Source organism: Hymenobacter coccineus (assembly GCF_001816125.1).
Lineage (GTDB): Bacteria > Bacteroidota > Bacteroidia > Cytophagales > Hymenobacteraceae > Hymenobacter > Hymenobacter coccineus.
The window spans coordinates 41,772-55,233 of record NZ_MDZA01000077.1 but is presented as its reverse complement, the minus strand read 5'-3'; the positions used below and the strand labels follow the sequence as shown (position 1 = coordinate 55,233).

Annotated in this window: 15 protein-coding genes; 8 read left to right on the top strand and 7 right to left on the bottom strand. The window is 64.3% G+C overall.

What is annotated here, in order from left to right:
• On the bottom strand, window positions 1-378 hold a 378-nt coding region (locus tag BEN49_RS06105; protein WP_070742147.1), incomplete at its 3' end, for a hypothetical protein.
• A 223-nt stretch (window positions 379-601) separates the two neighbouring features.
• On the opposite strand from BEN49_RS06105, the gene BEN49_RS26265 reads away from it, so the two are divergent.
• The 5 genes from BEN49_RS26265 (at window position 602) to BEN49_RS06080 (ending at window position 3,951) form a co-directional block, all read left to right on the top strand.
• Window positions 602-1,009, top strand: a complete 408-nt coding sequence (locus BEN49_RS26265; RefSeq protein ID WP_070742145.1) for a TolB family protein — start codon at window positions 602-604, stop codon at window positions 1,007-1,009.
• Window positions 979-1,749 (top strand): hypothetical protein, encoded by a 771-nt coding sequence (locus BEN49_RS29315; protein ID WP_070742143.1) that lies wholly within the window; start codon window positions 979-981, stop codon window positions 1,747-1,749. The genes BEN49_RS26265 and BEN49_RS29315 overlap by 31 nt, the downstream gene beginning before the upstream one ends.
• On the top strand, window positions 1,746-2,630 hold the full coding sequence (locus tag BEN49_RS26255; protein ID WP_239691838.1) for an alpha/beta hydrolase family protein: 885 nt from the start codon (window positions 1,746-1,748) through the stop codon (window positions 2,628-2,630). The genes BEN49_RS29315 and BEN49_RS26255 overlap by 4 nt, the downstream gene beginning before the upstream one ends.
• 140 nt (window positions 2,631-2,770) lie before the next feature.
• Complete coding sequence (locus BEN49_RS06085; RefSeq protein ID WP_158022763.1) at window positions 2,771-3,265, top strand: YybH family protein; 495 nt, start codon at window positions 2,771-2,773, stop codon at window positions 3,263-3,265.
• Window positions 3,266-3,453: 188 nt separating this feature from the next.
• Window positions 3,454-3,951: a DUF4440 domain-containing protein gene (locus BEN49_RS06080; RefSeq protein WP_070742138.1), complete on the top strand. Its 498-nt coding sequence runs from the start codon at window positions 3,454-3,456 to the stop codon at window positions 3,949-3,951.
• 65 nt (window positions 3,952-4,016) lie between these two features.
• On the opposite strand, the gene BEN49_RS06075 is transcribed toward BEN49_RS06080, so the two are convergent.
• The 6 genes from BEN49_RS06075 to BEN49_RS06055 form a co-directional block, all read right to left on the bottom strand.
• Window positions 4,017-4,427 (bottom strand): DUF983 domain-containing protein, encoded by a 411-nt coding sequence (locus BEN49_RS06075; RefSeq protein ID WP_070742136.1) that lies wholly within the window; start codon window positions 4,425-4,427, stop codon window positions 4,017-4,019.
• 90 nt (window positions 4,428-4,517) lie between these two features.
• Window positions 4,518-5,393, bottom strand: coding sequence for a helix-turn-helix transcriptional regulator (locus BEN49_RS06070; protein WP_070742134.1), 876 nt, complete (start codon window positions 5,391-5,393; stop codon window positions 4,518-4,520).
• Between the two features lie 66 nt (window positions 5,394-5,459).
• A complete protein-coding gene (locus BEN49_RS25380) occupies window positions 5,460-5,666 on the bottom strand; it encodes an MGMT family protein (RefSeq protein ID WP_239691837.1) in 207 nt (68 codons plus the stop codon).
• A gap of 78 nt (window positions 5,667-5,744) precedes the next feature.
• Window positions 5,745-6,161 (bottom strand): response regulator, encoded by a 417-nt coding sequence (locus BEN49_RS06065; protein ID WP_070742133.1) that lies wholly within the window; start codon window positions 6,159-6,161, stop codon window positions 5,745-5,747.
• Between the two features lie 74 nt (window positions 6,162-6,235).
• A complete protein-coding gene (locus tag BEN49_RS06060; RefSeq protein WP_070742131.1) occupies window positions 6,236-7,900 on the bottom strand; it encodes a sensor histidine kinase in 1,665 nt (554 codons plus the stop codon).
• A 550-nt stretch (window positions 7,901-8,450) separates the two neighbouring features.
• Window positions 8,451-8,834 carry an MGMT family protein gene (locus BEN49_RS06055; protein WP_070742129.1) on the bottom strand — a complete coding sequence of 128 codons (384 nt, stop codon included), beginning with the start codon at window positions 8,832-8,834 and terminating at the stop codon, window positions 8,451-8,453.
• Between the two features lie 213 nt (window positions 8,835-9,047).
• Between BEN49_RS06055 and BEN49_RS06050 the strand changes: the two genes are divergently transcribed.
• The 3 genes from BEN49_RS06050 to BEN49_RS06040 all read left to right on the top strand — a co-directional run bounded on the left by BEN49_RS06050 (window position 9,048) and on the right by BEN49_RS06040 (window position 13,384).
• Window positions 9,048-9,854: an efflux RND transporter periplasmic adaptor subunit gene (locus BEN49_RS06050; RefSeq protein ID WP_070742127.1), complete on the top strand. Its 807-nt coding sequence runs from the start codon at window positions 9,048-9,050 to the stop codon at window positions 9,852-9,854.
• Window positions 9,855-9,856: 2 nt separating this feature from the next.
• On the top strand, window positions 9,857-10,111 hold the full coding sequence (locus BEN49_RS06045; RefSeq protein ID WP_125916557.1) for a permuted SH3 domain-containing protein: 255 nt from the start codon (window positions 9,857-9,859) through the stop codon (window positions 10,109-10,111).
• Between the two features lie 159 nt (window positions 10,112-10,270).
• On the top strand, window positions 10,271-13,384 hold the full coding sequence (locus BEN49_RS06040) for an efflux RND transporter permease subunit (RefSeq protein WP_070742123.1): 3,114 nt from the start codon (window positions 10,271-10,273) through the stop codon (window positions 13,382-13,384).
• Window positions 13,385-13,462: the final 78 nt, after the last annotated feature.

Below are 13,462 nucleotides of genomic sequence, written 5' to 3'. Positions count from 1 at the left end.
TTTACGCCATGGGGCGGGCGGAACACGCCCCAGCGGGGCGCGGGCGGGGGCCCCGGCGGGCCGGTAGGCAGCGTGGCCGGCGGGCGCGCTGGCCCAGCGCACGGGCGCCACCGGCACCAGGGCGCGGAACGCCGAGGGCAGCATTTCCAGCTTTTCCTTGAGGGCGTTGGGGGCCTTGGCTTCGCGGTCTTCCTGCTGCTTGAGGCGCTTGGCGAAGTAGCACTTGCCGTCGCAGTGCAGCTGGGGCCGGGCCTTGTTCACGCAGAAGCGCGCCGTGATGGTGGCCCGGTTCAGCGCAAAATCCACCACCAGCAGCTCGCGGCTGAAGGTTTGCAGCAGCACGAGGGCTACGAGGAAATAGGCAAAGAATGCCTTCAAGGCGGGGCCAAACGGTGGGGGCGCAAAGGTAGGGGCCCCGGGCGGCAATTGAGGGCCGAATTGGGGGGCCCTTGCACGTTGCCTCAGCAACCAGCAGTGGCTAGCGGCGGCCCAGCTCGAGCTCTCGGCGGGGCACTAGGGGCCCGGGCAAAGTAAATTATAGTAATAATTGATTATATTTTAGTAATTAGCCGTCAGTACTTCACTCATCTGTTTTACAGCCATGCGTAAATTCTTACCCCTGTTGCTGGCCCTGGCCCTATCCGGGCGCCCCGCGGCGGCCCAAACCACTTTGCCGCCGCTCATCGACCGCGAATTGCTGTTCGGCGACCCCGAGGTTTCGGGGGCCCAGCTCTCGCCCGACGGTAAATTCCTGTCCTTCATCAAGCCCTACCACGGCACCCGCAACCTGTGGGTGAAGGAGTTGAAAGCGCCCTTCGCCAGCGCCCGGCCCCTGACCAACGACCAGGCCCGGCCGGTGCGCGACTACTTCTGGAGCCGCGACGGCAAGTACCTGCTGTACGCGCAGGACAAGGGCGGCGACGAGAACTTCAACATCTACGCCGTGGACCCGGCGGGGCCCCGGCCACCGGCCAGGCCGTGCCCGCCGCCCGCGACCTCACGGGCCTGAAGGGCGTGCGGGTACAGATTTTGAACGTGCCCCTGACCGACCCCAATACGCTCTACATCGGCCTGAACGACCGCGACAAAGCCTGGCACGACCTCTACAAGCTCAGCCTGGCCACGGGCGAGAAAACGCTGGTGCGCCAGAATAACGACCGCATCGGCAGCTGGGTGTTCGACTGGAACGACCAGCTGCGGCTGGCGGCCCGCTCAAACCCCGACGGTAGCACCGAATGGCTGCGCGTGGAAGGCGCTCAACTGACGCCCTTCTATAAAACCACGATTGACGAGCAGAGCAACGTGGAGGGCTTTGCCAAGGACAACCAGCGCGTGTACCTGGCCACCAACCGCGGCGGGGCCCGCGACCTGGCCGAAATTGTGCTGCTCGACCCCGCCACCGGCCAGGAGCAGCCCTACCAGGCCGACCCGCTGAAGCGCGTGGACGTGGGCGAGCTGATGCTGTCGGAAAAAACGCACGAGCCGGTGTACGTGGGTTTTGAGGACGACCGCCTGCGCCGCGTGTGGAAGGACAAGGCCTTTGAGCAGGACTTTGCCAACGTGAGCCGCAGCTGCCGGGGTTGGACGTGCGCCCGGTATCGAACACCACCGACGAGCGGCTATGGCTGCTCTCGGCCAGCGCGGCCACCCAGCCCAGCGTGGCCTACCTCTTCGACCGCCAAACCAAGCAGCTCACCAAGCAGTACGAAACATGGCCCCAGCTGCACGCCGCCGACCTGGCCGACATGAAGGTGGTGCGCTACAAATCGTCGGACGGCCTGGAAATTCAGGCGTACCTGACCTTGCCCAAGGGCGTGGCGGCCAAAAACCTGCCCGTTATCGTGGTGCCCCACGGCGGGCCTTGGTCGCGCACGGCCTACGGCTTCAGTGCCATGCACCAGTTTTTGGCCAACCGGGGCTACGGGGTGCTCTCGCCCAACTTCCGGGCCAGCACCGGCTACGGCAAGCAGTTTCTGAACGCGGGCAACGGCGAGTGGGGCCGCAAAATGCAGGACGACCTGACCTGGGGCGTGAAGTACCTGGTGGCCCAGGGCCTGGCCGACCCCAAGCGCGTGGGCATCATGGGCGGCTCGTACGGCGGCTATGCCACGCTGGCCGGCGTGGCCTTCACGCCCGATGTGTACAGCGCGGCCGTGGCCATCGTGGCCCCGTCCAACCTGACGACCTTGCTCAACGCCATTCCGCCCTACTGGGAGGCCGGGCGCAAGCAGATGTACGCCCGCATGGCCGACCCCACCACCGCGGAAGGCCGGGCGGCCCTGGCCCGCATGTCGCCGCTGGGCTCGGCCGATAAAATCAAAACCCCGCTCATGGTGGTGCAGGGCGCCAACGACCCGCGCGTGAACAAGGCCGAGGCCGACCAGATTGTGGTGGCCCTGCGCGACCGCCACTACCCCGTGCAGTACCTGCTGGCCCCCGACGAAGGCCACGGTTTCGCGCGCCCCGTGAACAACATGGCCATGTACGCGGCGGCCGAGAAATTCCTGGCCGGCCAGCTGCACGGCCGCTACCAGGCCAGCATGTCGCCCGCCGTGGCCCAGCGCCTCCAGGAAATCACGGTGGACCCCAAAACGGTGACGTTGGGGGCCCCCATCACGGCGATTAAGTAGCACAGCAAAACCAGGTAGAACTACCTGGTTTAAGCAGTTAGCGCTGATTTAAGTAAATTAAGTGTATTATTTTTATATATATTTGTCGATCACCTTAATCCTCTCTCACACTTATGAAAAGTCATTTACTTCTCCCCGGCTTGGCCGTCCTCCTAGGCGCGTGGTTCAGCAGCGCGGGCACCCCGCCAATCAAGGCGCCGAAGCCTGCCGGGGCCCCCGCCGCTGCCCACCCCGCTGCGGCCGGCCCGACCACTATAGCCGCTTTAGCGCAACTGTGGAGCGAAGCTATGCAGCAGCAGGACATGGCCAAAGCCACGGCCTGCATGTCGAAGAATGTGCGTTTCCTCGTCAACGGGGAGCCAGTGATGAGCGGCAGGGATTCGGTAACCACGTACTGGCTGAAGCGGTCGTTCAGCAACACCAGCAATTTAAAACCCACTCCCCTGCAAATGAACAGCGACGCTACGATGGGTTACGGTACCGGTTATTATACCTACGACATTAAGCCGATGGCCAACCTTCCGAAAGGCGCCACCGGACGCGGCTCCTATATGATAGCAAGCCGCAAGGAAGGAGCCATCTGGCAGTTTGCTTACATACACCTGGCCGAAGACCCCATCAAGCCCAACAAGTAACGGCTGCCTTCTTACCTACAAAAAGCTGCTGGGGGCCCATTTCCCAGCAGCTTTTTTAGGGCCCCTTCGGCGGGCGGGCCCCGGCCGCGCGGCAACGCAGCTACTGCCCGCTTCCGGCATTTGCAATCTTGCCGCCAACGACCATTTCCTCACGACAAGCACTTTCGCTGTTCGCCCAATTTTCATCCATGAAAAACCACTTACTCTTCCCGGCGCTCGCCGTACTACTCGGCGCTTGCTCCAGCAACGCCACCACGCCGCCGGCCGCCGCCACCGCTCCTGCCACGGCCATGGCTTCCACTACCGTTGGCGAGCAGTTTATGGAAGCCCTTGTGAAAGAAGACACTACTAAAATCGGGAGCCTGCTGGCAGACAACGTAGTGCTACTTGGGACTTCGTTGAAACAGCGGATGACCGGCAAAGACACCGTGGCTTCTGCCTTTAAACCAAATGGTAGAACCGCCGATTTCAAATTTACGCCGCTTACCAAAGGTGGTGATGCCAATATGGTCTACTACTCGGGCTTTTACACTCAAAAAGTATTGCCTTCAACTAAAGCGACCAAATACAAACAGGGAGGAACAGATACTGGCTCTTACCTGATGGTAACCAGCAAAGACAGCAAGAACGACTGGAAGGTTAGCTACTTACACATTGCCCAGGCTCCCTTGCAGGAAAATAAGTAATTGTTGGGCCAGCCCCAACGGCCGGGGCCCTAACCACAGGTAGGTTAGGGCCCCGGCCATTGATGTTAGGCGTGGGCAGCGGGCGCGGGCCGGTGGGCGCGTTCGGGCTGGTAGTGCACGCCGCCGAACCAGTACAGCATCAGGGCCCGGGAGTAGCGCAGGGCCAGCGGGGTGCAGGCGGTAGCGGCCGCGCCCACCCCCACGATGTACACCCACAGCGCCGGGTCGCCGGCCAGGAAGTAGAGCGCCACCGTGGTGATGGCGAAAATGGCCACCGAAAAGGCGTAGCTCACGAACATGGCGCCGAAGTAGAACCCCGGCTCGGGCTCGAAGGCCTGGCCGCACACGGAGCAGGCGGCGGGCATGTCGGCAAACTTGGTGAGGCGGTAGGCAGGGTGCGAAAACAGCGCGCCCTCGTGGCAACGGGGGCAGCGCAGGGCCAGCAGGGCGGCGGCATCGGAGGCGATTGGGGCCATAATTGACAGGGCTTTTTTACCCCACAAAGGTCCGGGGGCTCGCCCCGGGGCCCCAGCCCAATTGCGGGCACCTACCGGACAAATCAACGATTACCCCGCCGGCGGGTGTTGCCGGAATTCGTCCGGCGTTTGGCCCACGTACTTTTTGAAGTAGCGCGTGAAGTACGAGGCATCGTCGAAGCCCAGCGCATCGGCTACCGCGGCCACGGGCTCCGCCGAGTGCACCAGCCGCCGCTGCGCCTCGGCCACCACCCGCTCGTAGATCAGGGCGCTGGCGGTTTTGTTGAGCACGCGCCGGCACAGGGCGTTCAGGTGGTTGGCCGTGAGGGCCAGGCGGCCGGCGTAGAAGCCCACCGTTTTCTCGGCGCGAAAGTGCGCATCCAGCAGCTGGCCAAAGGTGCGTACCTGCTGCGCGGCCAGCGCCGTGGGGTGCGGTGCGGCCTGCGCAGCGTAGGGGCGCGCGGCCAGTTCCAGCACCAAGTACAAGTAGGCTCCCACCACCTCGTACTGGTTGTCGGCCGGCGCCGCTTTCTCTGCCAGAATACTGGCGAACAGGGCCTTGATGGCAGTTTCGTCGGGCGGCAGGTACAGCACGGGGGCCCGGGCGGGGTCGAAAAACGGGTAGGCCCCCAGGCGCTCGGCCGGGTACTGGCGCAGGTAGAAGGCGGCGCTGAAGAAGAAAATGTAGCCCTGCGCCTCGGCCGGCAACGCCCAGCTGTGGGCCTGCCCGGGCGTGAGAAAAAACAGGCTGCCCGGCCGCAAGTCGTGGGTTACCAGGTCGATGGTGTGCGTGCCACGGCCGCGGGTGACGTACAGCAGCAGGTAGAAATTGTGAGCGTGCGGCGTGCTCACGAAGGGGTAGCGCACGAGGTGGTCTTCGAGCCGCTCGACGTAGTAGAAGTGCGCCCGCTGCGAATCGGCCGGAAATTGGTCGAGGCCCAGCACGGGCAGCGCGTTTTTTTTCATAGCGTGGCGAGTAAGAATAGGGCCCCGGCGCGCCGCTGGGAGCCCTAAACGAGCAGCCCCGGGGCCCTACGGCAGCTCGGTGGCCGGGTTCCAGAACAGGCGCTCGAAGTCCGTCACCGCATCATCCGCTACCCGCATTCCTCGCGGCGCAGCATGGTGGCGTCGAGGTTGGCAGCCATCAGGGCGTAGCCCACGGTGCGGGCCCGGGTAGCGGGCAATGGCCCCGTAGCTGGTGACGCGGCCCGGCGGCACGAGGCGCGCCACGGCGTGCACGTCGGCGAAGAAATTGCGCTCCGGCGGCGGGGTAGCGGGCGGCGGGCGGCTCAGCCGACCATTGCCGGCTGGCAGCCGTTAATTGAGGGGATGCTCGTTATTGAAATACTGGCTCAGCAAGTGCGTTATTTTCTCCGGCGTCAGCGGCTTGGTCAGGTAATCCGTGACGGGCAAGTGCCGGTGCTGGCCCAGGTCCTGCTCGAGCTGGGTGCTGGTAAGCAACACGATGACGATGGGATGCTGCTGGCGGAGCGGCAATTGCATGAACACTTCCAAAAATTCCAACCCGCTCATCACCGGCATTTTCATGTCCAGCAGCACCAGCGCCGGGCAACCCACCGATTCTTCCCCGCACCGCTTGGCCAGCAGATCCAGGCCCAGGCGGCCGTTTGTGGCCACGAGCACCTCGTGGCTCACATTTAAGCGCCGCAGCAGCCGCTCGTTAATAAAATTCGTGGTCGGGTCATCGTCAACTAGTAAAACGGTAGAGAGCATTGCGGGGGCAGATTGGCGGAAGGACAAAACAAGGGCGGTAAAATAAGCAAAAGTCGCCGGCTTGCACGGGTCCGCTAGGCTTTTTCCCGCAGGACGGGCTGGGGAGCGGGCAGGTGCAGCCGAAACACGGTGCCCTGGCCCAGTTGGCTGTTCACCTCGATGTGCCCACCGGCATTCTCTACGATTTTCTTCACCATGAACAGGCCCAGGCCGGAGCCCTCCACGTGGTCGTGCAAGCGCTCGAAGAGGCCGAATAGCTTGCGTTGCTGCTCTGGGCCCAGCGCCAAGCCCAGGCCGTTGTCTTCCACTTCCAGCACGGCGCTGCGGCTGCCGTCCGCCGGGGCGGGGTAGGTGCGCAGCCACACGGCGGGCACCCGGTCGGGGTGGCGGTACTTGAGGGCGTTGCTGAGCAAGTTGTACACCACCGAGCGCAGGTTTTTTTCGGCGAACACCAGCCGGGGGCAGGCCGCCACGTCCAAGTGCAGCCGGCCGCCCGTGGCCGCAAACAAGGGCTGCAAATCCTGGCGCACGTGCTCGACCAGGGCGGCCAGGTCGATGGCGGCCGTGGGCGGCTCGGCCTGGTGTTGCAGCTTGGCCACGTCGGTGAGCTGCTCGATGGTGTCCTTGAAGCGGTCCACCGCGCCTTGCATCAAGGCGAGCAGCGTCGCTACGTCGGCCGGGGCCGGCCACGCGGCCAATTCTTCCCGCAGGGCCCCCAGCAGCGCCTCAATGTTGTAGATGGGCGTCTTCAGGTCGTGGGAGGCGGTGTACACGAACGTGTCCAGGTCGGCGTTGACGCGCTCCAGCTCTTGCTGCTGGAGCTGCTGGGCGTGGATGTCGGTGTTGGTGCCCACCCAGAGCCGAGCCGCGCCCGTGGCCTCGTCGCGCAAGGGCACGGCCCGCACCAAGTGCCAGCGGTACTCGCCATTGGCGGCCCGCTTCCAGCGGTTGCGCAGCGTGGTCAGCGGCTCGCCCGTAGCCACGGCGTGCTGCCAGGCGGTAATCGTGGCGGCAAAGTCGTCGGGGTGAATGTGGTGCTGCCAGTTGATGCCGGCCAAATCGGCAAAACTCAGGCCCGTGTAGTCGTACCACTGCTGGTTGTAGTAGTCGAGCAAGCCGTTGGGTTGGGCCGTCCAAACCATGTTGGGAATGGATTCGAGCAACTGCCGGAACCGGGCGCGGCTTTCCTTGGCCTCGCTGGCACGCGCGTCGGCGTCGGCTTGCACCGCCTGCCGCACCTGCCGGGTGCGGTGCAGCAGCCCGATTACCAGCCCCGACAGCAGCAGCGCCAGGCCCGTGCGCGCCCCGATGAGCACCAGGGCGCGCTGCGCGGACCGCTGGCTATGGGCGCGGTGGCCGGCCAGCAAGTGCCGTTCGGCCGCAGCCAGGCGCGCGAGCACGGCGCGGGCCTGGTCCATCGCGGCTTTGCCTTGCCGCAGCTGCGCCACGTCCACGGCCCGCGCCCGTCCGAAGTAGGCCAGGTTGCCCGCCACAATGTCGAGGCGCCGGGCCGTGAGCTGCCGCAGCGTGTCCAGGCGCAGCTGCTGTTCGGCATTGTCGGCCGTGAGTTGAACTAGGGCTTGGTGGTTGGCGGGGATGGCGCGGCGGGCACGGCGCAGCGGGGCCAAAAAGGCCGTATCCGCCGTGAGCAGGTAGCCGCGCTGCCCGGTTTCAGCGTCCTGAAGCAAGGAGAGGCTTTGACCGAGACGATTCAGAACCTCCTGGGTGTTGTCGACCATCTTTTCATCCGCAACCAGTCGGTTTAAGTTTAAGGAAGCAACGAGCCCGATGCTGCACACCAGCAGCACCGCTAAGACATAGCCCGTTGCGGGCCGGACTACCAAGGAGGCAAACCGCATAAAAGTGGCAAGGGGAAGAAGCGCTTTTTGCCTGATTCTGGGCATAAACGTCGGCTAAATTAAAGCATTTCGTCCCGCGCACTCCTTCAATGACCGGTAATTACCCGCCCCCGGGCCGTGCGGGCTTCTCGCTGCAACGGGGCGAGAACCACGCAGGGGCCCCACCAGGCCCAACTGCTCCGCGGTAATTTACGCGACGCTCGTAGAAGGCACGTAGCCAAGGCACTAAGGCGCCTTCTGTTCCGGGCACCACTCACCCCCTTAAAACGCGCATTTTTTTCAGACGCCAGCAAAGCGCTTTGGTAAGCAAGGGCTTGGGTCACACCGTATTTTTCGCTCCGTTGCAATGGGGGCCCCAGCACGGGCAGCGCAGGTGCTTTGTTGGGGTAGCGGCCGGCCACTGGGGCCCCAAACGAGCAGCCCCGGGGCCCTACGGCAGCTCGGTGGCCGGGTTCCAGAACAGGCGCTCGAAGTCCACCACGGTGTCGTCTTCTACTCGCACGCCTTCGGCTTCGAGGCGCTCCTGCATGGCGGTGGGCGTGGGGAAGTGGCCGCGCCCGGTGAGCTGCCCCAGCCGGTTGACGACGCGGTGGGCGGGCACGGCTTCTTCGCGGCGCAGCGTGGCGGCGTCGAGGTTGGCGGCCATCAGGGCGTAGCCCACGGTGCGGGCACCGCGGGCGGCCCCCAGGTAGTGGGCAATGGCGCCGTAGCTGGTGACGCGGCCCGACGGCACGAGGCGCGTGACCTGGTGCACGTCGGCGAAGAAGTTGCGCTCCGGCGGCGGGGCGGCGGGCGGCGGGGCGGGCGTTTTCATGGGCTGAAAGTAAGCCGCGCGGGCCCGCCGGGGCGGTGCAACCCCGGCCTGGGGCCCCCGTCCTTGTCTTTTGCTGAACCCTATCAGGGCGCCTCCCGTTACCGGAACTTGGCGCCGGCTACGCTTTGGCTGCTAAGCTATTCATTTTCATGCGCGTTGCCCCGCGCTCCCATCCCTCCTGCCCCGGCCCGCCGCTTGCCTTATTTTTTCCCCATGCGCTTTCTGACTTCGGCTCGCCCCTTCGTGGCCTGCGGAACCCTGGCCCTGCTGGCCGCCTGTAGCTCCAAAGCCGACGAAAAAGGCGGCAAAGACGGTAAAAAGAACAACGGCCCCGCCCTGGTCGATGTGCTGGTGGCCCGCCCCTCGGCCATCACCGATTCCATCGAGGCCAACGGCGCGGTGGTAGCTAACGACTTCGTGGAGCTGCACCCTGAAGTGAGCGGCCGCCTCACGTTTCTGCAAGTGAACGAGGGCCGGCGCGTGAGCAAGGGCAGCATCATTGCCCGCATCAACGACGCCGATTTGCAGGCCACGCTGCTGAAAACCAGGGCCCTGCTGCAAGTCTCGCGCCTCTCGCAAACCCGCCTGCAAACGCTGCTGAAAGTGCAGGGCGTGAACCAGGCCGACTACGACCTGGCCGTGAGCCAGGTGCGCAGCAACGAGGCCGACGCCGCCTACACCCAGGCCATGCTGGCCAAAACCGTCATCCGGGCCCCCTTCACCGGGGTGCTGGGGCTGCGCCAGGTGAGCCCCGGGGCCTATGTAACGCCTGCCACCATCATCGCCACGCTCCAGGCCGACACCAAGCTCAAGGTCGATTTCACGCTGCCCGAGGCCAACGGCGGCGTGGTGCACCCCGGCGCCGTGGTCACGGTGCAACTGGCCGGCAACCCGCCGCGCCGCTACCCCGCCACCGTAGTGGCCCAGGAAAGCCAGCTGAACCAAACCACGCGCAACCTCACCGTGCGGGCCCTGCTGCCGGCCGCGCCCAAGCCAGCCCCGGGGCCTTCGCCAAGGTGAGCGTGAGCACCGGTACGGCGCGCAGCAGCGTGCTGCTACCCACCAACGCCATCTTACCCGGCGACAAATCGGACCAGGTAACGCTGGTGAAAAACGGCAAGGCCGTGCTGCAAAACGTGCGCACCGGCGACCGCAAAGACGACCAAATTGCCGTCATCAGCGGCTTGGCCGCCGGCGACTCGGTGGTAACCAACGGCGTGCTCTTCACCCAGCCCGGCAAGCCCGTGCAGGTGCGCAAAGCGAAGGCTGTAAATTAAAAAGACCGTCATGCTGAGCGCAGCCGAAGCATCTCTACCACGTAAATAATCCCAACGATTGGAAGCAGTTACGCGGTAGAGATACTTCGGCTGCGCTCAGCATGACATTCCTTCCTGCGCTGTCATGACGTTCTTTTTTGCGCTGCATTCTACCAAAGCATGAACATCTCCGAATTATCCCTGAAGCGGCCCGTGCTCGCCACGGTTTTCAACCTGCTGCTGCTGCTGTTCGGCGCCGTGGGCTTCTCGTTTCTGGCCCTGCGCGACTACCCGGCCATCGATCCGCCCATCATCAGCGTGAACACCTCCTACACGGGGGCCAACGCCGACGTGATTGAGAACCAAATAACGGAGCCACTGGAAAAGCAGATCAACGGCATTCCGGGCATCAAGTCCATCACCAGCAGCTCGTCGCTGGGCTCCAGCAACATCACGGTCGAGTTCAACCTGGGCGTCGATTTGGAGGCTGCCGCCTCCGACGTGCGCGACAAGGTGGGCCAGGGGGTGCGCTCCCTGCCGCAGGACATTGACGCGCCGCCGGTGGTGTCGAAGTCGGACGCCAACTCCGACTTCATTCTGATTCTGGCCGTGCAGAGTAGCACCAAGAACCTGATGGACCTCAGCGACTTTGCCGAGAACAACCTTCAGCAGCGCTTCCAAACCATCAACGGGGTGTCGGCCATCAACATTTTTGGGCAGCAGCGCTACGCCATGCGCCTCTGGCTCGACCCAACCAAAATGGATGCCTACCAGGTATCGTTCACCAACGTGCAGGCGGCCTTGAACGCCGAAAACGTGGAGGTGCCGGTGGGCAAAATCTACGGTGGCAACACCGAGTTGACCATCCGCACGATGGCCCGCTTCTCTACGGAGGAGCAGTTTCGCAACCTCATCCTGCGCGAGGACAAGAGCGGCATCGTGCGCCTCGGCGACGTGGCGCGCATTGTGCTGGGCCCCGAGAGCTACGAGCAAAGCTGGAAGCTGAACGGCGCCTACGCCGTGGGCATGGCCATCATCCCGCAACCGGGCTCCAACTACGTCGAGATTGCCAACGAGTTCAACAAGCGCCTGGCCGAGGTGCAGAAAGAGAACAAGGCCGACATTCAGATGAAGGTGATTGTAGACAACACCAAGATTGTGCGCGGCTCGATCGAGGAAGTGGAGGAAACGCTGCTCATCTCGTTCGGGCTGGTGGTGCTGGTGATTTTCTTCTTTTTCCGCAACTGGCTCACCGCCCTGCGCCCGCTCATCGATATTCCGATTTCGCTGATTGCCACGTTCTTCATCATGTACCTGGCGGGCTTCACCATCAACATCCTCACGCTGCTGGGCATCGTGCTGGCCACTGGCTTGGTGGTGGACGATGGCATTGTGGTGACGGAGAACATCTTCCGCAAGCTCGAAGAGGGCATGAACATCAAAGACGCGGCGCGCGAGGGCAGTAAGGAGATTTTCTTCGCCGTTATCGCCACCTCGCTCACGCTAGCGGTGGTGTTCTTGCCGGTGATCTTTCTGGAAGGCTTCACCGGGCGCTTGTTCCGCGAGTTTGGGGTGGTGGTGGCCGGCGCGGTGCTGATTTCGGCCTTCGTGTCGCTCACCATCACGCCGGTGCTCAACGTGGTGCTGCACCGCGACAACAAGGACGGCGGCAGCGGCCACGGCAAGCTCTACGACCGCACGGAGCCCTTTTTCCAGGGCATGGAGAGCTGGTACGGGCGCATCGTGGGCAAGTTCCTGCGGGTGCGGTCGCTGGCCTGGGTGGTGGTGGCGGCCTGCGCGGGCATCATCTTCTTCATTGGCAAGGGCTTGCCCACCGAGCTGGCCCCGCTCGAAGACCGGAGCAGCGTGCGCCTGGTTCTGACGGGGCCCGAGGGCACGAGCTTCGGGGCGATGGAGAAAATCAGCGGTGAGGTGGCGGCGTTCGTGAACGATTCGGTGCCCGAAAATGACTTCGTATTTGCCCGCACGCCCGCCGGCGGCAGCTCCAACACGGCGCAGGTGCGCGCCGGCCTGGTGCCGCCCGACCAGCGCAAGCGCACCCAGGAGCAGATAGCCAAGTACCTGACCCGCAACACCAAGCGCTTCAACGACGCCCGCATTTTCGTGGTGCAGGAGCAGACCATTGCCGTGGGTTCGGGCTCGAAGAGCAGCGTGCCGGTGCAGTTCGTGCTGCAAACCACCGACCTGGAGCAAATCCGCCAGGCGCTGCCCAAGTTCCTGGCCGCTGCCCAGCAAGACCCCACCTTCCAGAGCGTAGATGCCAACCTCAAGTTCAACAAGCCCGAGGTACAGCTCACGTTTGACCGCCTGAAAATCAGGGACCTGGGCCTGACCACCCAGGACGTGGCCGCCGCCGTGCAAGGGGCCTTCGGGGGCCGGCGCATGGCCTATTTCCTGCGCGACGGCCGCCAGTACCAGGTAATCGGACAGGTGGACCGCAACGCCCGCAGCGCGCCTAATGATATCAGCCGCCTCTACGTGACCAACAGCCGCGGCGAGAGCATTCCGCTCTCGGCTGTGGTACACCAGGTGGAGAACTCCAACCCGGCCACGCTCTACCACTTCAACCGCTTCAAGGCGGCCACCATCTCGGCGCAGCTGGCCGAGGGCAAAACCGTGGGCGACGGCGTGCGCGCCATGCAGGCCATTGCCGATAAGGTCCTGGACCCCGACGTATTCCAAACGGCCCTCACCGGCTCGTCGCGCGACTTTGCCGAGAGCGCGGGTAATACCACGTTCGCCTTTCTGCTGGCCCTGGTGCTGATTTACTTGCTACTGGCGGCGCAGTTCGAGAGCTTCCGCGACCCGCTCATCATCCTGCTCACGGTGCCGCTGGCGCTGGCGGGGGCCCTGCTCAGCCTGTGGGTGTTCGGGCAGACCATCAACATCTTCTCGCAAATCGGGATGATTATGCTGATTGGCTTGGTGACCAAAAACGGCATCCTCATCGTGGAGTTTGCCAACCACCAGCGCGACGCTGGCCTGCCCCTGCGCGAGGCCGTGCAGCTGGCCGCCCAGCAGCGCCTGCGCCCCATTCTGATGACCTCGCTGGCCACCGCGCTGGGGGCCCTGCCCATTGCCATGAGCTTGGGCGCGGCCAGCACCAGCCGCAAGCCGCTGGGCACCGTTATTGTGGGCGGCATCCTGTTCTCGCTGGTGCTCACGCTGTTGGTTATTCCCGCCATTTACACGTTCATCGCCAAGGAACGCAAGCCGGCGGAAGGCGAGGGCGAAGCCGTAGCGGCGCACGAACCGGCCGAGGTGGCGGCGTAGCCCGCCCAGTAGTTGCCGGGGCCCCGGCGCAGTCACAACGATTCCCCAAGCAGCGGGCGACCTTTACCTATTCGCCTC